At 59.6% G+C, this 26,542-nt stretch carries 24 protein-coding genes; 13 read left to right on the forward strand and 11 right to left on the reverse strand.

What is annotated here, in order from left to right:
- Positions 1–13: 13 nt before the first annotated feature.
- Complete coding sequence (locus tag O9X91_RS14780; RefSeq protein ID WP_191217790.1) at positions 14–1,507, reverse strand: leucyl aminopeptidase; 1,494 nt, start codon at positions 1,505–1,507, stop codon at positions 14–16.
- Between the two features lie 299 nt (positions 1,508–1,806).
- Between O9X91_RS14780 and O9X91_RS14785 the strand changes: the two genes are divergently transcribed.
- The 7 genes from O9X91_RS14785 (at position 1,807) to O9X91_RS14815 (ending at position 10,261) form a co-directional block, all read left to right on the forward strand.
- Positions 1,807–2,976, forward strand: coding sequence for an LptF/LptG family permease (locus tag O9X91_RS14785; protein ID WP_142912530.1), 1,170 nt, complete (start codon positions 1,807–1,809; stop codon positions 2,974–2,976).
- Positions 2,973–4,061 (forward strand): LPS export ABC transporter permease LptG, encoded by a 1,089-nt coding sequence (gene lptG / locus O9X91_RS14790; RefSeq protein ID WP_077982560.1) that lies wholly within the window; start codon positions 2,973–2,975, stop codon positions 4,059–4,061. The genes O9X91_RS14785 and lptG overlap by 4 nt, the downstream gene beginning before the upstream one ends.
- Complete coding sequence (locus tag O9X91_RS14795; protein ID WP_142912529.1) at positions 4,061–6,442, forward strand: LPS-assembly protein LptD; 2,382 nt, start codon at positions 4,061–4,063, stop codon at positions 6,440–6,442. The genes lptG and O9X91_RS14795 overlap by 1 nt, the downstream gene beginning before the upstream one ends.
- Positions 6,443–6,737: 295 nt before the next feature.
- The gene (locus O9X91_RS14800; RefSeq protein ID WP_077982977.1) at positions 6,738–7,685 is read left to right on the forward strand and encodes a SurA N-terminal domain-containing protein; all 948 of its coding nucleotides are present in this window, start codon (positions 6,738–6,740) and stop codon (positions 7,683–7,685) included.
- 26 nt (positions 7,686–7,711) lie between these two features.
- Positions 7,712–8,734 (forward strand): 4-hydroxythreonine-4-phosphate dehydrogenase PdxA, encoded by a 1,023-nt coding sequence (pdxA, locus tag O9X91_RS14805; RefSeq protein ID WP_142912528.1) that lies wholly within the window; start codon positions 7,712–7,714, stop codon positions 8,732–8,734.
- Positions 8,734–9,564 carry a 16S rRNA (adenine(1518)-N(6)/adenine(1519)-N(6))-dimethyltransferase RsmA gene (gene rsmA, locus O9X91_RS14810; protein ID WP_142912527.1) on the forward strand — a complete coding sequence of 277 codons (831 nt, stop codon included), beginning with the start codon at positions 8,734–8,736 and terminating at the stop codon, positions 9,562–9,564. The genes pdxA and rsmA overlap by 1 nt, the downstream gene beginning before the upstream one ends.
- Positions 9,565–9,637: 73 nt before the next feature.
- On the forward strand, positions 9,638–10,261 hold the full coding sequence (locus O9X91_RS14815; protein ID WP_142912526.1) for an alpha/beta hydrolase: 624 nt from the start codon (positions 9,638–9,640) through the stop codon (positions 10,259–10,261).
- Position 10,262: 1 nt separating this feature from the next.
- On the opposite strand, the gene gmk is transcribed toward O9X91_RS14815, so the two are convergent.
- From gmk to fabD, 7 genes are all read right to left on the reverse strand, one after another.
- Positions 10,263–10,925, reverse strand: coding sequence for a guanylate kinase (gmk, locus tag O9X91_RS14820; RefSeq protein ID WP_080790997.1), 663 nt, complete (start codon positions 10,923–10,925; stop codon positions 10,263–10,265).
- Positions 10,926–10,929: 4 nt separating this feature from the next.
- Positions 10,930–11,817 carry a YicC/YloC family endoribonuclease gene (locus tag O9X91_RS14825; protein ID WP_137410052.1) on the reverse strand — a complete coding sequence of 296 codons (888 nt, stop codon included), beginning with the start codon at positions 11,815–11,817 and terminating at the stop codon, positions 10,930–10,932.
- 67 nt (positions 11,818–11,884) lie between these two features.
- A complete protein-coding gene (mltG, locus tag O9X91_RS14830; protein ID WP_077982566.1) occupies positions 11,885–13,105 on the reverse strand; it encodes an endolytic transglycosylase MltG in 1,221 nt (406 codons plus the stop codon).
- A gap of 309 nt (positions 13,106–13,414) precedes the next feature.
- A complete protein-coding gene (gene fabF, locus O9X91_RS14835) occupies positions 13,415–14,677 on the reverse strand; it encodes a beta-ketoacyl-ACP synthase II (protein WP_142912524.1) in 1,263 nt (420 codons plus the stop codon).
- A 250-nt stretch (positions 14,678–14,927) separates the two neighbouring features.
- Entirely contained in the window at positions 14,928–15,164 is a 237-nt protein-coding gene (locus O9X91_RS14840) for an acyl carrier protein (protein WP_003502080.1), read from the reverse strand.
- 350 nt (positions 15,165–15,514) lie between these two features.
- Positions 15,515–16,252, reverse strand: coding sequence for a 3-oxoacyl-[acyl-carrier-protein] reductase (gene fabG, locus O9X91_RS14845; protein WP_080791001.1), 738 nt, complete (start codon positions 16,250–16,252; stop codon positions 15,515–15,517).
- Positions 16,253–16,334: 82 nt separating this feature from the next.
- Entirely contained in the window at positions 16,335–17,279 is a 945-nt protein-coding gene (gene fabD, locus O9X91_RS14850) for an ACP S-malonyltransferase (RefSeq protein ID WP_089153231.1), read from the reverse strand.
- A gap of 225 nt (positions 17,280–17,504) precedes the next feature.
- Between fabD and O9X91_RS14855 the strand changes: the two genes are divergently transcribed.
- The 5 genes from O9X91_RS14855 (at position 17,505) to rplI (ending at position 21,273) form a co-directional block, all read left to right on the forward strand.
- Positions 17,505–18,548 (forward strand): aldo/keto reductase, encoded by a 1,044-nt coding sequence (locus O9X91_RS14855; protein ID WP_269833206.1) that lies wholly within the window; start codon positions 17,505–17,507, stop codon positions 18,546–18,548.
- A gap of 288 nt (positions 18,549–18,836) precedes the next feature.
- Positions 18,837–19,298, forward strand: coding sequence for a 30S ribosomal protein S6 (gene rpsF / locus O9X91_RS14860; protein ID WP_003502065.1), 462 nt, complete (start codon positions 18,837–18,839; stop codon positions 19,296–19,298).
- 13 nt (positions 19,299–19,311) lie between these two features.
- On the forward strand, positions 19,312–19,560 hold the full coding sequence (gene rpsR, locus O9X91_RS14865) for a 30S ribosomal protein S18 (protein WP_003502063.1): 249 nt from the start codon (positions 19,312–19,314) through the stop codon (positions 19,558–19,560).
- 148 nt (positions 19,561–19,708) lie between these two features.
- Positions 19,709–20,683: a DUF2232 domain-containing protein gene (locus O9X91_RS14870; protein ID WP_269833205.1), complete on the forward strand. Its 975-nt coding sequence runs from the start codon at positions 19,709–19,711 to the stop codon at positions 20,681–20,683.
- A gap of 14 nt (positions 20,684–20,697) precedes the next feature.
- Complete coding sequence (gene rplI, locus O9X91_RS14875; protein WP_077982571.1) at positions 20,698–21,273, forward strand: 50S ribosomal protein L9; 576 nt, start codon at positions 20,698–20,700, stop codon at positions 21,271–21,273.
- 103 nt (positions 21,274–21,376) lie between these two features.
- Here rplI and O9X91_RS14880 read toward each other — a convergent pair whose 3' ends face one another.
- From O9X91_RS14880 to O9X91_RS14890, 3 genes are read right to left on the reverse strand one after another with little or no spacing between them, the layout of a single operon-like run.
- Entirely contained in the window at positions 21,377–22,444 is a 1,068-nt protein-coding gene (locus tag O9X91_RS14880; RefSeq protein WP_077982572.1) for an HlyD family secretion protein, read from the reverse strand.
- A gap of 18 nt (positions 22,445–22,462) precedes the next feature.
- Positions 22,463–24,190, reverse strand: coding sequence for an MFS transporter (locus tag O9X91_RS14885; RefSeq protein ID WP_162520428.1), 1,728 nt, complete (start codon positions 24,188–24,190; stop codon positions 22,463–22,465).
- Positions 24,187–24,642: a MarR family winged helix-turn-helix transcriptional regulator gene (locus tag O9X91_RS14890; protein ID WP_142912521.1), complete on the reverse strand. Its 456-nt coding sequence runs from the start codon at positions 24,640–24,642 to the stop codon at positions 24,187–24,189. Before O9X91_RS14890 ends, O9X91_RS14885 begins: the two co-directional genes overlap by 4 nt.
- Positions 24,643–24,967: 325 nt before the next feature.
- On the opposite strand from O9X91_RS14890, the gene O9X91_RS14895 reads away from it, so the two are divergent.
- On the forward strand, positions 24,968–26,464 hold the full coding sequence (locus O9X91_RS14895; RefSeq protein WP_003520716.1) for a replicative DNA helicase: 1,497 nt from the start codon (positions 24,968–24,970) through the stop codon (positions 26,462–26,464).
- The last annotated feature ends 78 nt before the right edge of the window (positions 26,465–26,542 follow it).

A 26,542-nucleotide genomic window follows, 5' to 3' on the forward strand; every position in this document is an offset into this window, starting at 1 on the left:
GGCTCCGCTCGCTTCAATCTTCGTAATGGGCGCGAACGAGTTCGTTCAGAAGACGCACACCATAGCCCGAGCCCCAGGACTGGTTGATCTCGGTCAGCGGCGAGCCCATGGCGGTGCCGGCGATATCGAGGTGCGCCCAGGATGTTTCGCCCACGAAACGCTTGAGGAACTGCGCAGCGGTGACGGAACCCGCAAGGCGGCCCGAGCTGTTCTTCATGTCGGCGAATTTGGAATCGATGATCTTGTCGTAATCCTTGCCGAGCGGCATGCGCCACAGTTTTTCCGCCGTCACATCGCCCGCCTGCGTGAGGCGCGCTGCAAGTTCGTCGTCATTGGAGAAAAGACCGGCCTGAAGATTGCCGAGCGCAACCGTGATCGCGCCCGTCAGCGTGGCGAGGTTCACCATGAATTTCGGGTTGAAGCGATCCTTCGTGTACCAGAGCGCATCGGCCAGAACCAGCCGGCCTTCGGCATCGGTATTGATGATCTCGATGGTCTGGCCGGACATGGAGGTGACGATATCGCCGGGGCGCTGGGCATTGCCATCGGGCATGTTCTCGACCAGGCCAATGACGCCGATCACATTCGCCCTGGCCTTGCGGGCCGCCAGCGTGTGCATCAGGCCGGTAACGGCCGCAGCACCACCCATGTCGCCCTTCATATCTTCCATATTGAGGCCCGGCTTCAGCGAAATACCACCGGTATCGAATACGACGCCCTTGCCGACAAAGGCGATGGGCTCATCCTTCTTTGAACCGCCGTTCCATTGCATGACCGCCAGCCGCGGCGGACGGGCCGACCCCTGCGCCACGCCCAGAAGCGCGTTCATGCCGAGCTTTTTCAGTTCCTTCTCACCGAGGACTTCCACCTCGACGCCAAGCTTGCGCAGCTCTTCGGCCTTCTCGGCAAATTCGACAGGTCCGAGAATATTCGGCGGGAGGTTGACGAGATCACGCGCGAGAATCACACCGTCCGCGACCGCTTGCGACACGGCAAAGGCCTTCTCGGCCTCCTTGTGAGCGGCGGTGACAATGACAACCTCGACCTTCTTCGGCGCCTTCTCGTCGTCCGACTTCTTCTTGGTCTTGTAGGCATCGAAACTATAGGCGCGCAGCAGCAGGCCAAGCGCGAAATCACCTGCCGCCCGTGCGCCAACCTCGACACTCGGTGCGTCGAGATAGATAACGACCTTTTCCGCCTTCTTGAAATGGGCGGCCGCAGTACCGCCAGCACGCAACCAGTCGTGCGCAACCAGTTTGGATGGTTTGCCAAGACCGATGACAAGCAATCGATCGGCGGCGGAACCCTGCGGTGCGATCACATCGAGCGTCGCCATGGATTTTGCGGAAAAACCTGCGATCTTCGCCGCCCTTTCGATCACACCGCCCGGATCGGCCTCGGAGGCGCCGGCGACGGCCTGAGCCTCACCCGAGGCCTGCAGCACAACGGCGAGCGCATTTTCCAGCACGGCGGAATTGGCGAAAGAAATATCGAATTTGGCGGACATGTTTTCCTGCTCTTCTTCTACGACTTGCACGATGCGCATGATCATGGCCTTTTCGGCCCCGGGCGCAACCCTTGCATTCTTTAAAGCCCCACAGTCGTTAAAGGAAAGGCATTTTTGTGGAATGCGAAATCACGTCATGAAACCGACAGCTTGTTTCACAAAAAGACACAGGCAGCGGAAAAATCGTCGCGCAAAACATATTTGTGAGCGCGCCGGAATAGCCAATTGCAAACGATGCGATTAGATAGACGAAAATTCGGCGAGCGATCGCACGTAAAAACAATGTCGAACAGGGCCGTATGAAGCTTCTCGAGAACTATATCCTGCGGCGGACAACGCAGATGTTTCTGGTCGCGCTGCTGCCGGTGCTGGCCATCATCTGGACGATCCAGGTTCTCCAGAGAATCAATCTCGTCACCGATACGGGCCAGTCGATGGGTTCCTTCATGGCGCTCGCGACCATGATCCTGCCGACGCTGATCCCAGTCGTCCTGCCTTTTGCGCTTGTCATCGGCATTACCCAGATTTTCACGACGATGAACAACGATTCCGAGCTTGCCATCATTGATGCGGCCGGATCGCCGCGGTCGGTGATGTATCGCCCGGTTCTCATTCTGGCCGCCGTTCTGAGCGCCTTTTCCTTCACCATCACCAATTTCATCGAGCCGCCCGCACGCAGCTCCGCCCGGCAGATGGTGGCCGCCGCCTATGCCGACCTCCTTTCCTCGGTGATCGAGGAAAAGACTTTCCGCACCATTCAGGATGGTCTTTACGTGCAGATCGCCCAGCGGCAGGGCCGTATTCTCAAAGGCCTGTTCGTCGCCGACCGCCGCGATCCGAATTTCGACCTCATTTATTACGCCAAGGAAGGCATGATCGATGAAAGCGGCACGTCGCTCACCATGCGCGACGGTGAAGTGCAGCAGAAGACGCCGGACGGCAAGGTCTCGATCGTCAAGTTCCTGTCCTATGCCTTCGATCTTTCGACCATGTCGGAGAAGCAGGATTCCGAGCCGTCGCTCTCTCCGGGCGACGCCAGCCTCGGCTTCCTTCTCGCGCCCGACGAGAACAATGCGAGCTACAAGCGCTCACCGGAAAACTTCCGCAGCGAGTTGCACAAGCGTCTCTCGGACTGGATGTTCGCCTTCTCCTTCGCGCTTATTTCGCTGGTCATCGCCGCCGACGCCCGTTCGCACCGCGAGGCGCGCCTGCATCCGATGGTGGCCGCACTGGTGACGGCCTTCATGCTGCGCTGGCTTGGTTTTTACGTCACCAATCAGGTCAAGCAGAGCGCGGCCTTCATTCCCCTGGTTTATGCCGTGCCGGGCCTTAGCGGCGGCGCTGCCGCCTTCATTCTGCTGACCGGCCGAAAGCCGAAAATGCCGACAATCCTCGCCGATGCGATGGGTCGTCTGCGCCGTCTGTTTTCCAGCCGGATGGCCAAAAACTCTGGGAGCGGCAACGCATGATTTTCAACACGCTCTCCCGGTATTTCCTGAAGCGATATCTGATCACCGCCGTCTGGTTCGTGCTCGGCGTATCTTCGATCATTTACCTTGCCGATTTCAGCGAAACGGCACGGCGCATGTCCGGCCTGCCCGGCTATTCCGTTCCGGCCGCCCTTGGCCTGACGGCGCTTCGCCTGCCGCTGATCCTGCAGCAGACCGTGCCCTTCATCGCGCTTTTCGTCGGCATGACGACGCTGATCTCGCTCAACCGGCGTTATGAGCTGGTGGTGACGCGCGCCGCCGGCATTTCCGCCTGGCAGTTCATCCTTCCGTTCGTGCTCGGCGCGGTTTTCATCGGCATCCTGTCGGTCACGATCCTGAACCCCATCGCGGCATGGGGCCAAAACAAGTCGCTGGCAATGGAAGCCGGCCTGCGCAACGAAGCGGGCGGCGGCCGCCAGCAGGAGATCGTTCCGTGGATGCGCCAGTCGAGCGGCGGCAAGGATACGATCATCGGCGCCAAGAGCTTCGAGGACAACGGAACGCTGCTTCTCGACGTGGTTCTGATCGACATCGACAAGGACGGAAACATCGTCTCGCGTAAGGATGCGAAGTCGGCTAAATTGGAAGATGGTTACTGGCTTCTTAACGGCGTTTCGGAAACGCGCGCCGGGCATGTGTCAGTTCGGCAAGAGAGCATGCGGATCAGTACCAATTTGAGACGGGAATTCGTCCAGGAACGCATGACGCAGACGGAAACCGTTGCTTTCTTTGACCTTTCTCACAAGATCGAAGTTGCAAAGTCCTTTGGACTATCTTCAAAGGCGCTTGAGACGCAGTATCATTTTCTGCTATCGACGCCCCTGCTTCTGGTCGCGATGACCTTGATCGCCGCGACCGTTTCATTAAAGTTCAGCCGCTTCGCCCAATCGCGCTCCGTGATTCTGGGTGGAATCGTTTCCGGCTTCGTGCTTTATGTAGTAACCGTGCTCGTAAGGGCATTCGGGAGTGGTGGTGTTGTCCCTCCCACCGTCGCGGTCTGGGTTCCAGTCATCGTGGCGTTGGCTTTGGGGGCAACCATTCTGCTTCATCAGGAGGACGGCTAGTGGCGGTAATTGACCGCGGGAATATCAGGCGGCTTTGGACGGCCCTTCTGACAGGTGCCGCTGTGTGCGCGTATTTGGCATCCAGCCCGGTCGCTTTCGGCCAGGATGGTTTGCTTGCGTCGGCAAGCCAAGACGATTCGAAACTCCTGCTTACAGCAAATGAACTGACCTATAATCGCGATTCCCAGCGCGTGATTGCGAAGGGCGTCGTTCGCATGAAATATTCGGGCTACCGCATGGTGGCCCAACAGGTGGAATACAACCAGCAGACCGGCCGCGTGATCGCCCATGGCAACATCGAGCTGATCGAGCCGGGCGGCAACAAGATTTATGCTGACGAGATGGACGTGACCGATGACTTCGGTCAGGGCTTCGTCAATGCCCTGCGCGTTGAGACAACGGATAACACTCGTATTGCGGGTGAAAGCGCCGAGCGTCTCGAAGGCGACCGGATGGTTCTCTACAACGGCGTCTACACCGCCTGTCTGCCCTGCGCCGAACGGCCCGAAAAGGCGCCGCTGTGGCAGGTCAAGGCCGAGCGCGTCATTCAGGACGGCAAGACCCATACGGTGCGGCTGGAAAAGGCTCGCCTTCAGCTTTTCGGCCACTCGATCGCCTATCTGCCGTTCCTCACGGTTCCGGACAACACAGTGAAGCGTAAATCGGGCTTCCTGTTCCCGCAGATGAGCTTGACCAACAAGCTTGGTTTTGGCCTTGGCGTTCCCTATTTCCAGGTTCTTTCCGACACGTCGGATTTGACCATCACGCCGACCTACTACACCAAGCAGGGTCTGTTGCTGCAGGGCGAATTGCGGAACCGTTTCGAAAGCGGCATGCATACGTTGACGATTGCCGGCATCAGCCAGCAGTCGTCTGACACCTTCAACGCCGGAACGAGTGACGCGTTGAACGATCAGCGCGGCATGGTGGCAACCAAGGGTGATTTCAGCATCAACCCGCGTTGGGCTTTCGGCTGGGACGCCATGGTGCAGTCCGACAACAACTTCTCGCGCACCTATAACCTCAAGGGCTACAAGAACGACGTCCAGACCAACCAGATTTATCTGACGGGCACTGGCGAGCGTAACAGCTTTGAGGCCCGTGGTTATTATTTCAACGTTCAGGACACGGATAATTCGGAGCTCAAGGAACGCAAGCAGGCGATCGTTCATCCGGTCGTAGACTATCGTTACTTCCTGCCGGATCCGATCTATGGCGGTGAACTGTCGCTGACCACGAACTTCACGAGCATCAGCCGTTCGACGCAGGATTCCTACGCGATGGGCGGCTTCCCCCGCTTCAACGGTCTGGAAGGCTCTTATACGCGCTGGACCACGGAAGCGGAATGGAAGCGCACCATCACGATGGATAGCGGTCTTCAGATCACGCCGATCCTTGCTGCGCGCGGCGACGCGCTGTGGACCGACATGAATGCGGCAAGCTTCACCTCCGGCGGTACATCCTATGCCTATGAAGGCATGATCCATGACGATGCTGCCCTGCGTGGCATGGTCACCGGTGGCCTTGAGGTGCGTTATCCCTGGTTGTTCACGGCCCTCAACAGCAGCCACGTGATCGAGCCTATCGCGCAGATTTTCGTTCGGCCCAACGAGCAATATTCCGGTCGTTTCCCGAACGAGGACTCGCAAGCCTTTGTGTTCGACGCTACCAACCTCTTCGAGCGCGACAAGTTCTCCGGCTTCGACCGTATCGAAGGCGGTACGCGTGCCAATCTCGGCTTCCGCTATAACGGCACGTTCGACAATGGTTACGGCATTCGTGCCATTGCCGGCCAATCCTTCCATCTGGCGGGCGACAATTCCTTCGCGTCTTACGATCTAGTCAATGCAGGCGCTAATTCCGGCCTCGAATCCGACCGTTCGGATTATGTCGCCATGGCCGCTTTCGATGCGCCGATCGGACTCTCGCTCTCGTCGAGCCTGCGTCTCGACAAGGACGATTTCGACATCAACCGCTCGGAAACCGGTATCAGCTATTCGGACCGTCGCCTTACCGGCAAGCTCAGCTATACGCAGGTCAAGGCACAACCGAAATATGGCTATAACGAAGACCGCGACATCATTCAGGCGTCCGGCACGCTGCGCATGGACGACAACTGGTCGCTTTTCGGATCGATCAATTACGATCTGAACGGGAAGTTTGCCGCTGAACGCCGTATCGGTATTGCCTATCAGGATGAGTGCACAATCCTGACGGTCAGCTATTCGGACGAAGGCAATATCAATTCCAGCCGTCAGGCCGCCAATGACTGGTCGATCAATGCGCGTCTGGCCTTCCGCACGCTCGGCGATATCAGCATCGGCTCAGCCAATGAGGACTGGAACGACATGGATATCGGCTGGAAGCCAAACAACTACTGAGTTTAGAGGCAGGTTACGCAGCATCGTGACCTGCCTTTTTACCATTTGGCCAGTAAAGCCACGGTTTCGCCGCAACAACACGCCAATGTCGGCCGCACATGGAACCTATCGGGTTTTCTTTCAACAAACCGACACATTGCCGTCTTGCGGATCGCGATGATATATACGTGGCAAATTCGCGGTGCGGACGCACAGGTGCAGGTCTGAAAGCGGGAAAGTTCAATATTCCCCCATCAGGCAGAACAGATTGGCGGGACAGGGCAACAGGACCCTGCCCGACGAAAGGGAGAAGGATATGATGAATTTCGGAAAGACGGCTTTGCGTGGCGCTGCTTTCGCCTTTGCGATATTCGCCGTTCCCATGGCCGTTGTGCCCTATACCGGCCAGGCCTTCGCCGATAGCACCGTCAAGATCGTCGTCAACAAGACACCCATCACCAACGACGATATTGCCAAGCGCGTCGCCTTCCTCAAGCTGCAGCGCCAGTCCGGTAATCTCAATGAAAAGGCGCGTGAGCAGCTTGTCGATGAAGCGCTGAAGCGCGAGGAAATCGCCCGCGTCAAGATGTCGGTCAGCACCGACGATGTCGATGCGGCCTTCGCGCGCTTTGCCGGCAACAACAAGATGAGCCCGCAGCAATTGACGAAGGTGCTTGCGCAGGCGGGCGTCGGCGCCGACCATTTCAAGGCCTTCATCGCCGTTCAGATGAGTTGGCCGCGTCTTGTCAACGCTCGTTACGGCGCACGCGGCAAGATGTCGACGCAGGATCTCGTTACCCGCCTGAAGGAACGTGGCGACAAGCCCGTCACCACGGAATATTTTCTGCAGCAGGTTATCTTCGTGATACCGGAATCAAAGCGCAAGGCCATTACCGGCAAGCGCAAGGCTGAGGCTGAAGCCTCGCGCAAGCGTTATCCCGGCTGCGACCAGGCTATGAGCTTCGCCGCGACCATGCGTGATGTTGCGATCAAGGACCTTGGCCGCATTCTGGCGCCGGAGCTGCCGGAAGACTGGAAGGCGCTGGTGGAGAAGACCAAGGAAGGCGGCACCACCGGCACGCGCGTCACCGAAAAGGGCGTCGAATATCTGGCCATCTGCAAGCAGCGCCAAGTTTCCGACGACTATGCGGCGGAAATGGTGTTCAAGTCCGAAGATCTGATGAAGGCCAAGGACGGTGAAAATCCGAACGAAAAGAAATACATGGATGAGCTGCGCAAGAAGGCGCAGATCGTCAACACCTGATATTGATACGAGAGCCGGGCCTTTCCGTGACACATGCATCCCTGCCGCTTGCCCTGACCCAGGGAGATCCAGCCGGTATCGGCCCCGATATCGCCATCAACGCCTGGGCAAAGCGCCGGGAGAACGGCGTGCTGCCATTTATCTTCATCGGTGACCCCGACGTGGTGGCTAGCCGTGCGGCGCTGATCGGCGTGACGGTCAATATCGAGACCTGCGATCCGGAAGGCGCCGTTAGCCTGTTCGAGCGGGCTTTCCCCATCCTTCCCCTTCCTGTCGGGTTTGACGTGCAAGCGGGTCAGCCGCATGTCGGCGCTGCCCACGCGACGATCAAGGCCATCGAGATGGCCGTTTCCCTGACGGTTGAAGGCAGGGCTGCGGCCGTCGTCACCAATCCGATTGCGAAATCCGTGCTTTACGAAGCCGGTTTCGGCTTTCCCGGTCATACGGAATTTCTGGCCGATCTCGCCCTGCGCCTAACCGGCAAGCAGGTGATGCCGGTAATGATGATTGCCGGTCCCAAGGTTCGGGTCGTGCCGGTAACCATCCATATTCCGATAAAGGACGTGCCGGCTGCCCTCAGTGAAGAATTGATCGTCACGACCTGCCGGATCATTGATACCGATCTGCGGGAAAAATTCGGCATTGAGGCGCCGCGTCTGGCGGTTGCCGGCCTCAACCCGCATGCGGGGGAAGATGGCGCACTCGGCAGCGAGGATCGCGATATCGTTCACCCGGCGACCATGCGGTTGCGGAAGGACGGGATCGATGCCTTTGGCCCCCTGCCCGCCGACACCATGTTCCACGATGCCGCCCGCAAGCGTTATGACGTGGCGGTGTGCATGTATCACGATCAGGCGCTCATTCCGGCCAAGGCGCTCGGCTTTGACGATTCCGTCAATGTCACGCTTGGCCTGCCCTTCATCCGCACCTCGCCCGACCATGGCACCGCCTTCGGCATTGCCGGCCAGGGCATCGCTAATGAGGCGAGCCTTGTGGCGGCGCTGAAGATGGCGGCGGACATTTCGCTCCGCAGCCGGGCCAACACATAATGGCGGCCATCGACGGACTGCCGCCGCTGCGCGATGTCATCCAGCGCCACGGGCTCGACGCGAAGAAATCGCTCGGACAGAACTTCCTGTTCGACCTCAACCTCACCCAGAAGATCGCCCGTACGGCCGGGCCGCTCGAGGGGGTGACGGTGATCGAGGTCGGCCCCGGCCCCGGCGGCCTTACCCGCGCCATTCTGTCACTTGGTGCGAAAAAGGTCATCGCTGTCGAGCGCGACAGCCGCTGTCTGCCCGTTCTTGCGGAAATCGAAGCGCATTATCCCGGACGGCTCGAGGTTATCGAGGGCGACGCGCTGAAGACGGATTTCGAGGCGCTGGTTCCCGCCGGCGAGCCTGTGCGCATCATCGCCAACCTGCCTTACAATGTCGGCACGCAATTGCTGGTCAACTGGCTGCTGCCGAAGGCGTGGCCGCCCTTCTGGCTCTCCATGACGTTGATGTTCCAGAAGGAAGTGGGCCAGCGCATCGTGGCCGAAGAAGGCGATAATCACTACGGCCGCCTCGGCGTTCTCGCTGGCTGGCGCACCGTTTCCGAAATGGCCTTCGACGTTCCGCCCCAGGCCTTCAGCCCGCCGCCGAAGGTGACTTCGACGGTCGTGCACCTGTTGCCGAAGGACAAGCCGCTGCCCTGCGATGTCGCCAAGCTTGAAAAGGTGACAGAAGCCGCCTTCGGCCAGCGCCGCAAGATGCTCCGCCAGAGCGTGAAAAGCCTTGGCGGCGAAACGCTGCTGGAAAAAGCCAGGATCGATCCCACACGGCGAGCGGAAACGCTGTCGGTGGAAGAATTCGTGACGCTGGCGAACTGCCTGTAAATCCGTCGTGTAATGTGCCATTCCGAGCAGCGGGACACGGGTTCGCGGAGACTGCGAATAAAGGAACAAGCGCGTGGAGAGTGCCGGTTTTCATTACAAGCTCGACATTCCCGCTGAAACGCCCGACTGCGCGGTTGTCTTGCTGCATGGATCGGGGCGAACGGAAGACGATCTCATTTCTTTTGGCCGCGCCGTCTTTCCCAAGGGTGTCTTATATGCGCCGAGGGGCGCTGTTCCCTGGGAGAATGGTTTCGCGTTTTTCCGCCGAAAGCCCGACAGACAGCTTGATATTGACGCCCTCAAACATCAAGCAGCCAGACTATGCCGGTTTGTCACCATGGTCTTTCAGCAGACGGGGCAAAGACCCTTTCTCGTCGGATACTCCAACGGCGCGATCATCGCCGCTGAAACGATATGTCAGGACCGTCATCTATCGAAAGGCACCATTCTGCTTCGCCCGCTATCGCCGAGAAAGGACCAGTCTTTTCCGAGCCTGGCAGGATATCCCATACTCCTGCTGGCGGGCGTGCGTGACGACCGGCGGCAGCCTTCCGATGCTCCAGATTTGGCCGAGCAGCTGGCGTCGGCCGGAGCGGAGGTCGTTCTTGAAACGATCGAAACGGGTCATAGCTGGGCGGAAGACGCGGCGGACGAACGATTGTCACGGCAATGGCTGGCGCGCGGACTCATCGCGTAAGTCAGAGCTTTGGCTCTTCCTCCAGCAACGCCCGCACGAAATCGAACATGCCGTGGCGGCGGTCGCGGCGGACGCGTTCGGCCTTCACGATTGCTTCGACAGCCTCGAAGGCGGCCTGCAGGTCGTCATTGAGAATGACATAGTCATAGTCGCGCCAGTGCTCGATCTCGGCACGGGAATTGAGAAGCCGGGTCTTGATCACCTCTTCGGTGTCTTCGGCGCGGCGATGCAGGCGCGATTGAAGTTCGGTCATGGTCGGTGGCAGGATGAAGATCGAAACGACGTCGGCCTTCATCTTGTCCTGAAGCTGCTCGGCGCCCTGCCAGTCGATATCGAACAGCATGTCGCGGCCTGCGGCCATGGCTTCTTCCACCGGCTCGCGCGGGGTGCCGTAGAAATTGCCGTGAACCTCGGCCCATTCCAGCAGCGCGTCGCTGTCGCGCAGGCGCTCGAAATCGCGCTTGGAAATGAAATGGTAGTGGATACCGTCAATCTCGCTCTGGCGGCGCGGACGTGTCGTGACGCTGACGGACAGGCCGATATTCTTGTCCTTGTCGAGCAGGTTGCGCGCAATCGTGGATTTTCCCGCGCCCGATGGCGAAGAAATCACCAGCATCAACCCTCTGCGGGCAATCGTGACGGGAGAATTATTCACCGGGGCCATGGGTCTACTCCAGATTTTGGACCTGCTCGCGGAACTGGTCGATCACCACTTTCAGCTCTATGCCCGCTGCGGTTACCGCACTGGCGTTCGATTTGGAACAGATTGTATTCGACTCGCGGTTAAATTCCTGTGCAAGAAAATCGAGCTTGCGGCCAACCGGCCCACCATTGGCCAAAAGCTCCCGCGACGCCTGAACATGGGCGTGCAGCCGGTCGATCTCTTCACGCAGATCCGCCTTGGTGGCGATCAGCGCCGCCTCTGCATGAAGCCGGTCACGATCGAGCCCGTGCAAGCCGTCGCCGATGAGGGCGATCTGCTGGGCGAGCCGTGCCGCAATTTGCTCGGGCTGGCGGGAAGGATCGTTTTCAATGATGTCTGCGAGCTGCTCGATCCGGTTGATGTGACCGGACAGGATGGCAAACAGCGAAGCCCCTTCGCGCTCGCGCATATCCTTCAGCTTCTCGACCGCGGCGGCGAAGCCGGCAAGCACATCATCGTTGCGCGCGGCCTGAACCTCCGCATCGTCTTCCGCCTCGCGAAAATCGACGAGCCCGCGCAGCGTCAGCAGCGTGTCGAAGCTCAGCGGCTTGTCTTCCACGACATCGCCAAGCTCCTTCTTCAGCGCCAGAACAGCCGCCAGAGCATCGCGGTTGACCACCGCCTCCAGCCGGTTTTCCGCAATCGCCAGCGTCAGACCCGCCTGGATATTACCGCGGGAAAGATGCTCGCCTGCGATTTCGCGCAGGGCCGTTTCCAGCGCTTCGAGACCGGTCGGCAGACGCAGGCGCACATCGAGCCCCTTGCCGTTCACGGACCGCAATTCCCACGCCCAGCGGTAACGGCCGGAGGTTCCTTCGCTGCGCGCAAAGCCGGTCATCGATTGCAATGTCATATCTGAAAGCCCCCCGTCATGCCTTACAAAACCGGGCCCTGTGGATCACAGAGCCCGGTCGAGATTATCAGTTGTTGGCGGGTTTCTCCGCCTCGGTTCCACCTGGCTGGCCATCCACGACAACATCGGGATTGGCGCCGGAAGCAGCCTTCTCAGCCTCGATCTTGCGCCAGCGGCGAACATTGGCGTTGTGCTCTTCAAGCGTCTTGGCAAAGACGTGGCCGCCGGTGCCGTCGGCAACGAAATAAAGGTCATCCGTGCGCCATGGATTGGCGACCGCCTCAAGTGCCGCGCGGCCCGGATTGGCGATGGGAGACGGCGGAAGGCCCTTGATGACATAAGTGTTGAACGGCGTCTGCTTCTGCAGGTCCGACTGGTAGATCGGGCGGTCCGACGGTTTGCCGTCGCCACCGAACAGGCCGTAGATGATCGTCGGGTCGGATTGCAGGCGCATGCCCTTCTTCAGGCGGTTGTAGAACACGGAGGCGACATGGGCGCGTTCGTCGTCCTTGCCGGTTTCTTTCTCGACAATCGAGGCAAGCGTCACGAATTCCTCGACGGTCTTGATCGGCAGATCGGGATCGCGCCGTTCCCAGATCATGTCGATCAGCTTGTCCTGCGCCGCACTCATCTGGTTGATGATCTCTTCGCGCTTGGTGCCGCGGGTGAAGCGATAGGTATCCGGGCGCAGGCTGCCTTCCGGCGGCAGCGTGGCGGGAAGCTCGCCGTCCAGCACTTCATCCGCAGCAAGACGTGCGAACATCTGCTTCACGGTCAGGCCTTCCGGCAGCGACACGGAATAAAGGATCGACTTGCCGGACTCCAGCAGCACCATGATGTCCTTCATCGATGCGCCAGCCTTGATCTCGTATTCACCCGTCTTCAGCGTCTGGTCCTTCTGCAGATAGCTGCCGGTCATCAGGCGGAAAACGCGGGCGTTGGAGATGATGTCATTGCGTTCGAGATTATTGGCGATCTCGATGATGCCTGCGCCGTTGCGCACTGTGAAATGGGTGTTCGTCTGGAGCGGACCGGGCTCCTGGAACGCATTGATCATGTAATAGAAAGCGGCAATGGCCAGCACACAGACGGCGACGGCCAGCGTCATCAGAAAGTTCAGGAAGATCACAAGCTGGCCGTGGGCCTTGCGGGAGCGCTTGGGCGGAGCCGGCACTTTTTCCGGCCGCAGCGCCTCCGTCGGGGATTTCGGAATGATCGGGCCGCGATTGCCTTCGCCCGCGCCGGTTTGTCCGTATGGTCCCTGGCTGTTCTGGTTCGTGTCGCTCACCGTCGGTCCTTTTCAGTTCGGCGTTGTCAGCGCTTTTTGCGCAGGTAATGCGGCAAAAACAGGTTCGGAATGCCGTCCCGCACCACATAGAGGTATCGTGAAGCCTGCTGTTCCGCTTCACGAACATCGTTTCGGACAAAGCCGATTGAGGGAGCAGCCGGCACCCGGCAAACGCTTCCCATAAAACGACTACAATAGCGGCGCGAAAACCGGAATAGCTTTCACAGGCCGCAATGCGTTCTTCAAATGAAAGAACGTCCTTTGTCAGCACCCGGTGGGAGGGCGCCAGCGGCGGCAGAGCCGCCGCGATTATGCTTCGTAACGACGCAGCACGAGGGATGCGTTGGTGCCGCCGAATCCGAAGGAGTTCGAGAGCGCCACGTCGACCTTACGCTTGCGCGCCTTGTGCGGCACGAGATCGATCTTCGTCTCCACATCGGGATTATCGAGGTTCAGCGTCGGCGGAACGATGTTGTCGCGGATCGCAAGCGTCGCGAAGATCGCCTCGATAGCGCCCGCCGCACCGAGAAGATGGCCGGTCGCCGACTTGGTGGAGGACATGGAAATCTTCGAGGCCGATTCGCCGACAAGCCGCTCGACCGCGCCAAGCTCGATCGTATCGGCCATGGTGGAGGTGCCGTGAGCGTTGATGTAGTCGATATCGTCAGGCGTGAGACCTGCGCGCTTCAGCGCCATCGACATGCAGCGATAGGCACCTTCACCGTCCTCGGACGGTGCGGTGATGTGATAGGCATCGCCAGAGAGGCCGTAACCGACGACTTCCGCATAGATCTTCGCGCCGCGCGCCTTGGCGTGTTCCAGCTCTTCCAGAACGACGATGCCCGCACCTTCACCCATGACGAAACCATCGCGGTCACGGTCATAAGGGCGCGAGGCCTTCTGCGGATCGTCATTGTGTTGTGTGGAAAGCGCCTTGCAGGCGGCGAAGCCGGCGAGCGCGATGCGGCAGACCGGCGATTCGGCGCCGCCGGCGACCATGACGTCGGCATCGCCGAGCGCGATCAGACGGGCGGCGTCGCCAATGGCGTGCGCGCCGGTCGAGCAGGCCGTCACCACGGCATGGTTCGGTCCGCGCAGCTTGTGGCGGATGGAAACCTGGCCGGATACGAGGTTGATCAGGCGGCCGGGAATGAAGAATGGGGAAATGCGCCGCGGGCCCTTGTCGCGCAGCGTATAGCCCGCCTCGACAATGCCCTCCAGGCCGCCAATGCCGGAGCCGATCAGAACGCCTGTCGCGATCTGGTCCTCGTCCGTTTCCGGATGCCAGTTTGCGTCGGCAAGCGCCATGTCGGCGGCAGCCATGCCGTACAGGATGAAAGGATCGATCTTGCGCTGTTCCTTGGGTTCCATCCAGTCATCGGCATTGAAAGTGCCGTTGGAACCATCGCCGACGGGAATACGGCAGGCGATCTTTGCCGGCAAGTCTTCGACTTCGAATTCAGTCACGAGACGGGCGCCGTTCTGGCCGACCAAAAGCCGTTCCCAGGTCACTTCCGTTCCGCATCCAAGAGGAGATACCATGCCGGTACCGGTGATAACGACACGCCTCATCGCCAACGCTCCGCCCTTATCCAAATCATCGGTCTTCCTGCAACACCGGGCACCATGAGATGGCACTCTCGGCAGGCTGCAGTACGTCTCAATCTTTGCTTGAAGGTTACAGGCAGCGTTATCGCAGCCCGTGACCTTTAGGACAACGGGAAAGGGTGCCTTTGCGGCACCCACCGTCTGCCTATAAAACATTGGCCCGGACAAGCCGGGCCAAGACGGGAAGATATGTCACCCTCCCGATGAAGGTCGATCAGGCCTGGGCCTTCTCGATGAACTTGACGGCGTCGCCGACCGTCAGGATCGAGTCAGCTGCGTCGTCGGGGATTTCAACGCCGAATTCTTCTTCGAAAGCCATGACCAGTTCAACGGTGTCGAGCGAATCAGCGCCCAGATCGTCAATGAAGCTGGCGCCTTCGACAACCTTGTCGGCGTCAACGCCAAGATGATCAATTACAATTTTCTTTACGCGTTCTGCGATATCGCTCATGTCGGTTTCCTCGACCTTTATTTTGAAGGGAATGCCTTGCGGCACCCTGCCCTGTTAGAAGCCCTCATGCGCCGTTCAAATCCGGCGCTGCTGGCAAACCCGTTCAACCCGTTCCAAGCTAGACATCGTCACGCAAAATCGCAACGGCTTCCTGTCTCTCCGGGACGACTGTTCACAGTCTTGGCCCGCTTAACATGGTTTCAATCGGTCGAAAAGCCTGAAAACGCGCTAAGCACAGCGTATGACAGGCAATTTCGCCGAAAACCAGTCGGCGGAGCCTTGCGGCGCCAGCTACCCAAGAAGGTGCTTAAACAGCGCCGCAATCCTTTTCATGACAGCCTTAGGCGCCGTCAGATCATAGCCATGCCGCCATTGACGTGCAGGGTCTGGCCGGTCATGTAGCCCGCCTCGTTGGAGGCGAGGTAAAGAACGGCCGAGGCGACCTCAGCGCCGGTTCCCATGCGCTTCATGGGAATGGCGCCCATGATGGCGTCTTTCTGCTTGTCGTTCAGCTTGCCGGTCATGGCGCTTTCGATGAAGCCCGGCGCCACGCAGTTGACGGTGACGTTGCGGGTGGCGATTTCCTGGGCCAGCGACTTCGAAAAACCGATCATGCCGGCCTTGGAGGCGCAATAGTTGGCCTGGCCGGGATTGCCGGTGACGCCGACGATGGAGGTGATGTTGATGATGCGGCCGAAACGGCGGCGCATCATCGGATGCGTCAGCTCACGCGTCAGGCGGAACATCGCCGTCAGGTTCACTTCGATGACGTTGTCCCAGTCCTCGTCGCTCATGCGCACGAAGAGGCCGTCCTTGGTGATGCCGGCATTGTTGACGAGGATATCGACACCTTCCAGTTCGGCTTCGGCTTTTTCGCCGAGTGCCTTTACTTCTGAGCGATCGGCGAGGTTTGCCGGGAAAATCTTGACGCGCTCGCCAAGTTCTGCCGCCAGCGCCTCGAGCTTTTCAACGCGGGTGCCGTGCAGGCCGACGGTTGCGCCCTGGCTGTGCAGAAGGCGGGCGATTTCTTCGCCGATGCCACCGGTTGCGCCGGTTACGAGAGCCTTGCGGCCTGTCAGATCAAACATGTCCTATTCCTTCTTTAGAGCTTCGGACTGAAAATGTTCAGCGCTGTTGCGCCCGATGAATGCGGCAGCCGGAGTATCCGTCTCAGCCGATAAGCGTGGCAAGAAGCTGGTCGATATCGGCAGCGCCGTTGACGGCAACGCCGTTCACCGTCTTGTCGATGCGGCGGGCAAGGCCCGTCAGCACCTTGCCGGAGCCGATCTCGTAAAGCTGCGTGACATTGTTGGCGGCGAACCATTCCACCGTCTCGCGCCAGCGCACCTGCCCCGTCACCTGCTCGACCAGCAGGGCGGCGATCTCATTGGCGTCGGAAACGGGAGCGGCGCGCACGTTGGCGATAACAGGCACGACCGGATTGTGCTTCTCGACTTTCGCCAGAGCCTCACGCATCGCTTCCGCCGCCGGCGCCATCAGCGCGGAGTGGAAGGGGGCGGAAACCGGCAGCATAATGGCGCGCTTGGCGCCCTTGTCGGACGCGATCGCCGCAGCCTTCTCGACGGCGGCCTTGCCGCCGGAGATGACGAGCTGGCCACCGCCATTGTCGTTGGCGATCTGGCAGACGCCGAGAATGGCCGCTTCTTCGCAGATTGCCGAAACGGCGTCATGCTCAAGCCCGATAATCGCCGCCATGGCGCCCTCACCCACCGGCACGGCGGCCTGCATGGCGTTGCCGCGGATGCGCAGAAGACGGGCGGTATCGGCAACCGAGAAGGTGCCTGCGGCACAGAGCGCCGAATATTCGCCGAGCGAGTGGCCGGCGACATAAGAAACCGTATCGGACAGTTTGAAACCGCGCGCTTCGAGAACCCGCATGACCGCCATGGACACCGCCATGAGGGCCGGCTGGGCGTTGGCGGTCAGCGTCAGCGTCTCTTCAGGACCGTTCCACATGATATCGGAGAGCTTCTGGTCGAGCGCCTCGTCGACTTCCTGAAACACGGCGCGCGCTTCCGGATAGGTATCCGCCAGCTCCTTGCCCATGCCGACGGCCTGACTTCCCTGTCCGGGAAAAGTGAATGCAATACCCATGGGATGTCGTCCTTCTTGTCTGGCGTTGCCTTTATTCTTGTCGACTTCCATTCACATTCCCGCCAGCGAAGTCAAGGCTTGAAGCCCCATGGCGGGCGCTCGCCAGGGGTTTTGCCGACCTGTTTTCCCCTTTTCTTTTCATCATATTTTTTCTTGCACTGCGGCAAATCCCCATTACTTTCACCCCACCTTCCAAACTATCTGGCCAAGCACCGGGACATTTCCATGAAACAAAGACTATTGGGCCGCACGGGTATTTCCGTGTCTGAAATCTGCCTCGGCACCATGACGTGGGGCACGCAGAACACCGAAGCCGACGCGCACGCGCAGATGGATTACGCCGTCGAAAACGGCGTCAATTTCTTCGATACGGCAGAACTTTATCCTACCACCCCCGTTTCCGCCGAAACGCAGGGGCGGACGGAAGACTATATCGGCACCTGGTTTGAAAAGACCGGAAAGCGCGATCAGGTCGTGCTCGCCACCAAGGTCGCAGGCTCTGGACGTGACTACATTCGTGGCGGTCGCGATATCGACGCCGCAGCCATCCGCGAGGCGGTGGACACCAGCCTCAAGCGCCTGAAGACCGACTATATCGACCTCTACCAAATCCACTGGCCGAATCGCGGCACCTATCATTTCCGTGGCGCATGGAGCTTTGACGCTTCCGGCCAGGACACCAAGCGCACGCTCGCCGAAATCACCGAAAAGCTCGAAACGCTCGGCGAATTGGTGAAGGCCGGCAAGATCCGCGCCATTGGTCTCTCCAACGAAAGCGCCTGGGGCACGCAGAAATATATCGATATCGCGGAGGCTAACGGCCTGCCGCGCGTCGCCACCATTCAGAATGAATACAACCTGCTGTACCGCAGCTTCGATCTCGATATGGCGGAAGTCGCCCACCACGAGGACGTCGGCCTGCTCGCATATTCGCCGCTGGCGGCAGGGCTGCTGACCGGCAAATACCAGAACGGCGCCCGCCCGGCGGGTTCACGCGGCAGCATCAACAAAGACCTCGGCGGTCGCCTGCAACCGCTTCAGGAAGCGCCGGTCAAGGCTTATCTGGAGCTTGCTGCCGCTCATGGCATCGATCCAGCAAAGCTCGCGATTGCCTTCTGCCTGACGCGCCCCTTCATGGCCTCCGTCATCATCGGCGCGACGACGATGGAACAGTTGAAGGTTGATATTGCGGTTGCGGATGTGACGCTGTCGGACGAGGTACTGAAGGGTGTAGCGGCGATCCACCGGCAATATCCAATGCCGATCTGACGATGCAACAGCGCGCTTTTTCGCACTCGCCCTTGCATTCCGGGCAAAAATCCGTATAAGCGCGCTGTTCACAACACCCGGTCCAATTGGCTGGTGGCTGAACGGAGGGCTGGTTCCGGTAACGGAACAGCAGGAACCATAAGGTTTTTCCGGCCTCCCGTGTCTCCGCTCTCGACCGTCTCGAACAACGCTTTTCTTGCTTTAAGGCTCACGCCTTTTCAGGAGCAGTCGTTGAGGCTTAGCGCCGTTGCCGGGTGAAGGACGAAACGCAAGAAAGGCAAAGCTTAAATGGCTCTTTACGAACACATCTTCCTTGCCCGGCAGGATATTTCTGCCCAGCAGGTTGACGCACTTGTCGAGCAGTACAAGGGCGTTATCGAATCGTTCGGCGGTAAAGTCGGACGCGTCGAGAACTGGGGTCTGAAGTCCCTCACCTACCGCATCAAGAAGAACCGCAAGGCTCACTACGCTCTCATGGACATCGACGCTCCGGCGGCCGCCATCCATGAAGTCGAGCGCCAGATGCGCATCAACGAAGACGTTCTTCGCTACATGACCATCGCCGTCGAAGCCCACGAAGAAGGCCCGTCCGCGATGATGCAGAAGCGCGATCGCGACGACCGTCCGCGCCGTGACGGCGACCGTCCGGACCGTGGCCCGCGTGAAGATCGTGGTCCCCGCGCACCGCGCGAAGGTGGCTTCGGCGACCGCGAAGACCGTCCGCGCCGTCCGCGCGAAGACCGTGCATAAGGAGAATTGACCTATGGCTGACGCATCCTCTTCCCAGGCACGCCGCCCGTTCCACCGCCGTCGCAAGACGTGCCCCTTCTCCGGCGCCAACGCTCCGAAGATCGACTACAAGGACGTTCGTCTCCTGCAGCGCTACATTTCCGAGCGCGGCAAGATCGTTCCTTCCCGCATCACGGCCGTTTCCCAGAAGAAGCAGCGCGAACTCGCCCAGGCGATCAAGCGCGCCCGTTTCCTCGGCCTGCTGCCTTACGTCGTAGCATAATGAATTGAAGCGAGGCTGCGTTTTGGCGCGGCCTCGCTTTATCTCAATCCTTCCGCGTTGGGCGCGGATCGATACCAAAAAACCCATGTTGGGGATGAGGCTCCAAGGAGCGATCCTCTAACTGCTTAAGTTTCAGCAGGACAGCGACGTGCAGAAGTTGAATCAGACAGTGCTGATCTCCGGCGTTCTCGCCGGCATATGCGCCGCGTTTTTAACGCTTGGCGCAACGGCACAGTCGTCGCTTTCTTTCCTGCTTTATGCCGGTTCCGCCATGCCGATTTTCATCGCCGGCATGGGCTGGGGCAACCGCGCCGCCATTATCGCAATCATCACCACGGCCATCATCGGTGGTTTGGTCATGTCGCCGCTTTTCGCACTGACGATTGCCATCTTCACGCTGATTCCGGCGGGCTGGCTTTCGCATCTCGCCAATCTGGCGCGCCCGGCCTCCGAACTCGGCGGCCCGGATGATCTGCTTGCCTGGTATCCGCTGTCCGGCATCGTGCTGCATCTGTGCATTCTGGTTTCCGTCGCCGTCGTCATTCTCGGCTGGATGATCGGTTACGGTCCCGATCTCGTCGCGCGCATGGTCGATGTGATGATGACCTCGGTTCAGAGCCGCGAACCCCTGTTCGAGCCCAATGTCGAGGCGCTGGCGCAAACAAAGACCCTGTTGGTGCTGATGCTGCCGATCGTTCAGGGCGGCCTCTGGGTCATCCTTTTGTTTGCCGCCTATTATTTCGCGACGCGAGTGGTCGGCACCTTCGGCAAGGGTCTTCGCCCGCGCGAGGACATCGCTTCGGCACTGCGCATGCACCGCAACGCCATCTTCATTTTCCTCGCTGGCATCGTCGCCATGTTCCTTGGCGGCGTCGCGGCCATGGTCGGAGCGGTCATCTGCGGCACCTTCGGCGCGGGCTTCCTGATGGCGGGTTACGCCTCGCTGCACAAGCGCGCGCGTGGAAAGGACTGGCGTCTGCCGGTTCTCATTCTCGCATATCTCTCGGCGGTCTTTGTCTTTCCGCTGTTCATCATTCTCGTGTTCGGCCTGAGCGACGTGCGCAGCACGATCTCTCTTACTCCGACGCGGAAAACCGACAATACGAACGAAACCAACAACTAGAAAGGATCAAGAAGATGGACGTTATTCTTCTCGAACGCATCAACAAGCTCGGCCAGATGGGCGAAACCGTCAAGGTTCGCGACGGCTATGCCCGTAACTTCCTGCTGCCGCAGGGCAAGGCGCTGCGCGCCAATGCTGCCAACAAGACCCGTTTCGAAACCGAGCGCGCAACGCTCGAAGCCCGTAACCTCGAGCGCAAGTCGGAAGCCCAGAAGGTTGCCGAAGCCCTCGAAGGCAAGTCCTTCATCGTCGTCCGTTCGGCTGGCGAAACCGGCCAGCTCTACGGTTCTGTCGCTGCTCGCGACGTCGTCGAAATCCTCGGCGCCGAAGGCTTCAACATCGGCCGCAACCAGGTTGAGCTGAACACGCCGATCAAGACCATCGGTCTGCACAACGTTACCCTGCACCTGCACGCCGAAGTCGAGCTGCAGGTCGAGCTGAACGTTGCCCGTTCGGCTGAAGAAGCAGAGCGTCAGGCCAAGGGCGAAAGCCTCACCTCCGCTGACGCCATTTACGGCGTTGACGAAGACGCGCTGCGTCCGGAAGATTTCTTCGACCCGGAAGCTGACCGCGACGGCGACGACGAATAAGATCTGGCCTAACGGTCAAAGGAAAACCCCGGATGGCGACATCCGGGGTTTTTTGTTTGTTGTGTTTGTAGAGGGGGGTATCCCTCCGCAAACTCAACGCCCACTACCTCGCCGCCGTCTCCGTGCGCTCAGGCGCCTTGCTCTTGTCCACATGCACCACCACCGACATGCCCGGAGAAAGCTCCGCCGTCAGGGGCTGATCGGCATCGATCGCGATCCGTACGCCGAGGCGCTGGGCGATCTTTACGAAATTACCCGTCGCATTGTCAGGCTTGATAACGGCGAATTCCGAACCCGTCGCGGGCGAGAACCGTTCCACATGGCCGGTAAGCTTGCGGCGATGCAGCGCGTCCACCGAGATCGTCACCGGCTGGCCAACCTGCATGCCGGCGAGCTGGGTTTCCTTGAAATTGGCGATAACCCAGACATCATGCGGCACAACGGCCATCAGCTGCGTGCCGGCGGTGACATATTGGCCAGTGCGCACGCCGATTTCGCCGAGCCTGCCATCCACCGGCGCGTGGATTTCGGTATTGGCAAGATCGATCCGGGCGAGTTCGACGGCGGCTTCGGCATTGGCGACGGCTGCCTGCAGCGAGCTGCGGTTGACGATGATCGTCTGCAAATCCTGTCGCGACACTTCCAGCGCCGCCTTTGCCTGCGACAGCGATGCCCTCGCCTTTTCCAGCGCGGCATGAGCTTCTTCCTGGAGGCTTGAGGTTCCTACCCCGCTTTTGATGAGATTGTCCTGCCGGTCGGAGGCGAGCTGCGCCTGTTTCAGCGAGGCCTGCGCGCTGTCAACCGCCGCCTCGCTGGAGCGAATATTGGCATTGGCCGCATTTTCCTGCTGGCGGGAATTGTCGAGTGCCGCCTTATGGGTATCGAGCGTTGCTTCCGCCTGGGCCTGTTTCTGGCGATAGATGCGGTCGTCGATCTTCGCCAGCAGGGTGCCCTGCTTGACTTCCTGATAGTCCTTCACCGGAACATTCACCACATAGCCACTCACCTGCGGGCTCATCGTCGTGACATAACCCCGCACGAAGGCATTGTCGGTCATTTCGACGGTGGAAAGGAACGGCGGCAGCCGCCAGGCGTAAAGCACCAGCGCCACACCGGCGATGCCGCCGAGCAGCACGAGAATGGAAACGGGGGTAAAAAACTTCTTCAGCATGATGTCACTCTTGGATGTTCAAGACTGTGTCGCTGGCGCAGCACCGGCATTTCCCGAAAGGAGTGGCCAGATGCGTCGCCAGGCAAGATGGATTAAAAGGAAGGCAAGCGCCAGCGCCGAGACAACGGCGATCAGCAGGAACGTATCGTTATAAGCAAGCACATAGGCTTCCCTGCTGACCTGCTGACCGAGCAGCGACAGCCCCTCGGCCTTCAGCAATGCCGGATCGGTGATGACATGACTGTAAGCGCCGGAAAGTTGCGAGACGCGCTGGGCGACTGCGGGATTGGTGAGCAGGATATTTTCCACCAGAATATTGGAGTGGAATTTTTCCCGCAGCGTCACGAAACTGCCGAGCAGGCCCGTCATCAACATCGATCCGGTAATCTGCGTAAACAGGAAGATGGTGATGAAATTCACCAGATAGGGTGTGCCCCTTGCAATCGCTGCGCCAAAACCCTTCGCCATGACAGGCGGCAGGAACATGGCGGCGCCGAACGCAATCATCATCTGGCTGAGATACATTTGCTCCGGGCGGGTCAGATTGGTGGACTGACTGTCCATAAAGGACCCGGCGGCAATCAGCGTCAGCGCAATGACATGGGCCGTATCGACATATTTCGTCAACATCAACCAGGCGCAGGCCGCCCCGCCCAGGAGGGTCGCCAGCAGCACCAGCGCATAAAGCGGAATTGTCTGATCATTGAGCAGGCCGAGCTGCTGGTAAAAGCTGACGGCCGTCGAGGATTGTTCAGACGATACCGCTCTATAGACCAGCAGGACCGCGATGGCGTGCAGGTTGGTTTTGGAGAAAATCCAGCGCAGGTCGAGAAGCGGGTTCTGGCGCGGCAATTCGATGAAAGCCATCAGTGTCAGAAGAGCAATGGATGTCGCCAGCAGCGCACCGAGCCACCAGGTCTCGAACCACCAATAGAACCGGCCCAGCGTCAGCATCACCGCGAGGCAACCGAGACCGCCAGCAAACAGGAGATAGCTTAGAATATCCATGCGCTCGATGACTTTCGCGCGCGGCGGCGGCGTGACCTTGAGGACGTAGATCATGGCAAGCGAGATCAGCGCAAAGCCGACTTCCATTGAATAGAGGGCGTTCCAGCCGTCAATCGCCAGCAGCGAGGGTGAGACCATGCGCGCAATCGGCGCGGACAGCAGGGTTCCCGTCAGCGCAATGCTGAAGCCGAGCGAGAATTTTCGCGCGGGCGGAAAAGCTTCTAGTATATAGAGGAAGCCGAGCGAGGAAATCGGTGCGGCGGCCATGCCGCTGATGAAGCGGATGACGATCGCCGAATGCAAATCGGTGACGAAAAGATTGAGGCAGTTGGCGATGACAAAGGCGACGATCGAAAGCTCGGCGAAGGGTCGCAGGCCATATTGCGCCCTGACCTTGAACAAAGCGATGGAGAAGGTGGCATAGGGCGCCATATAGGCCGCCGAAAGCCAGGCCACCTCAGCCACGGTTGCGGAAAACTCGCCCTGCAGCTGATAGAGATTGGCCATGACGAGGTTCATGCCGAGACCCTGCGTGATGAAAAAACACAGCCCAGCGAAAATGAAGCAGAGCCGCAGCCACAGCGGCCGATCCGGCTGAACGGGCGCGGCAAGCGTTGGTTCCGGTTCCGCAGCTGTCGCAGAAACGACCGCAGGCGTCACATTCGCCTGCTTCTCCGCCGTATCCGGCTCCTGGTTAAGCCTCACATCGTGATCATTCTGCGATACCACGGTGCTCATGCCTGCCCCCTTCCCGAAGCGAGATTTTGCAGGTTGGCCGACAGGCGGCGCATGACATCCAATGCCATCGCCAGATCCTGCGAGGAAATATCGGCGGCAATCTCGGAACGCAGCGACTTTGCCATCGCCTGCACCGTCTCCGACGTTTTCTCGCCTTCCGCCGTCATGTGGATGCGTTTGGCGCGGCGGTCGTTCTCATCGGAACGGCGTTCGATGAGGTTTTGCTTCTCCATGCCGTCGAGCACGCGCACCAGGGTCGGCGTCTCGATTTCCATTTCCTCGGCAAGTTCCGTCTGCGTCAGCGGACCTCGGCGAGAAAGGGCGAAAAGCGCCCGCGCGCGGGCCAGCGTCAGGCCGCTTTCCCCCACCCGCGCATCGAAAAACGCGCGCAGTTTGCGGGTAAAAGCGGAGACTTCATCCAGAAGCTGTTCCTTGTCGGTCTCGCGGGACATGTCAGTAAGCCTTATAATTAGCACACTACTTATTTTCTACCTATTTATTCGTAAGGCTGACGAATTTCAAGGTTCTTTCACGCCGGGTCTGCCATGCGGTAAACTCATGGCAGCGAATCACGTTGCCGCGAATTCCGGGCCGGTAATTTTTCCCGCCCCTTGTCTGCGCCCCCTGTGGATTGCTGGGGACAACTGAAGATGTGATCGAGCGCAACGGGGCAGACGTCACCCTGCCATGGAGTGTTGCAACAATATCATTGACTGCCATGCCCCAGGAAGCCAAAGCCTGAGGTGTAAGAAAAGGCAAAGGGAGATCGCGCAAACCATGAACGACGCTGTGAGAAAGATCACCCCCGCGCAACCGGCGGAACCGCATTACCGCGAAGCGCCGAACAACATCGAAGCGGAACAAGCGCTGCTGGGCGCCATCCTCGTCAATAACGACGCCTATTATCGCGTGTCGGACTTCCTGAAGCCCGTGCATCTTTACGAACCGCTGCACCGTAAGATTTTCGAGGTGGCGGGCGATATCATCCGCATGGGCAAGACCGCCAATCCGGTGACGATCAAGACCTTCCTGCCCGCCGACGACAAGATCGGCGATCTGACGGTGGCGCAGTATCTCGCGCGTCTGGCGGCGGAAGCCGTCTCGATCATCAACGCGGAAGATTACGGCCGGGCGATCTACGATCTGGCGCTGCGCCGCGCACTGATCCAGATCGGCGAGGATGTCGTCAACATCGCCTATGACGCGCCGCTCGACATGCCGCCGCAGGCGCAGATCGAAGACACCGAACGCCGCCTGTTCGAACTGGCGGAAACCGGCCGTTACGACGGCGGTTTCCAGTCGTTTAACGACGCCGTGGCGCTGGCGATCGACATGGCCGGCGCCGCCTTCGAACGCGACGGCAATCTCTCCGGTATTTCCACCGGTATTCATTCGCTCGACGCCCGCATGGGCGGGTTGCAGCGTTCCGACCTTATCGTGCTTGCCGGCCGCCCGGGTATGGGCAAGACCTCGCTTGCGACCAACATCGCCTACAACATCGCCGCATCCTATGAGCAGGAAGTGCAGCCGGACGGGTCGTACAAGGCGAAAAACGGCGGCGTCGTCGGCTTCTACTCGCTCGAAATGTCGTCCGAACAGCTCGCTACCCGTATCATTTCCGAGCAGACGGAAGTGTCTTCCTCGAAAATCCGCCGCGGCGACATCACCGAGGCCGATTTTGAAAAGCTCGTCGCCTGCTCCCAGATGATGCAGAAGGTGCCGCTTTACATCGACCAGACCGGTGGCATCTCGATTGCCCAGCTTTCCGCCCGCGCCCGCCGCCTGAAGCGCCAGCGCGGCCTCGATGTTCTGGTGGTCGACTACGTTCAGCTGATGACCGGCTCCGGCAAGAGCGGCGAAAACCGCGTGCAGGAAATCACCCAGATCACCACGGGTCTGAAAGCGCTCGGCAAGGAACTCAACGTTCCGATCATCGCGCTGTCACAGCTCTCCCGTGCGGTGGAAAGCCGCGAAGACAAGCGTCCGCAGCTTTCCGACCTGCGTGAATCCGGCTCCATCGAGCAGGACGCGGACGTGGTGCTGTTCGTGTTCCGCGAGGAATATTACGTCAAGAACATGGAGCCGCGCGATATATCCGATCCCAAATATGCCGAATGGGAAGCCCTGTTCGACAAGGTGAAAGGCACGGCTGACGTCATCATCGCCAAGCAGCGTCACGGACCGACCGGCACGGTGAAGCTTGCCTTCCAGTCCGAGTTCACCCGCTTTACGGATCTGGCCGATCCGAGTTTCAGCCAGTACGAAGAGCATTGATCCGGCAACAATGGCAAAGAGGGTATGTTTACCGTCTCAGCCATGTCTCACATTGCGTAAACAAGGCTGGAATCTTTT

Origin of the sequence: Agrobacterium salinitolerans (assembly GCF_027498475.1) — a bacterium.
In the GTDB taxonomy this organism is placed as follows: Bacteria; Pseudomonadota; Alphaproteobacteria; order Rhizobiales; family Rhizobiaceae; genus Agrobacterium; species Agrobacterium salinitolerans.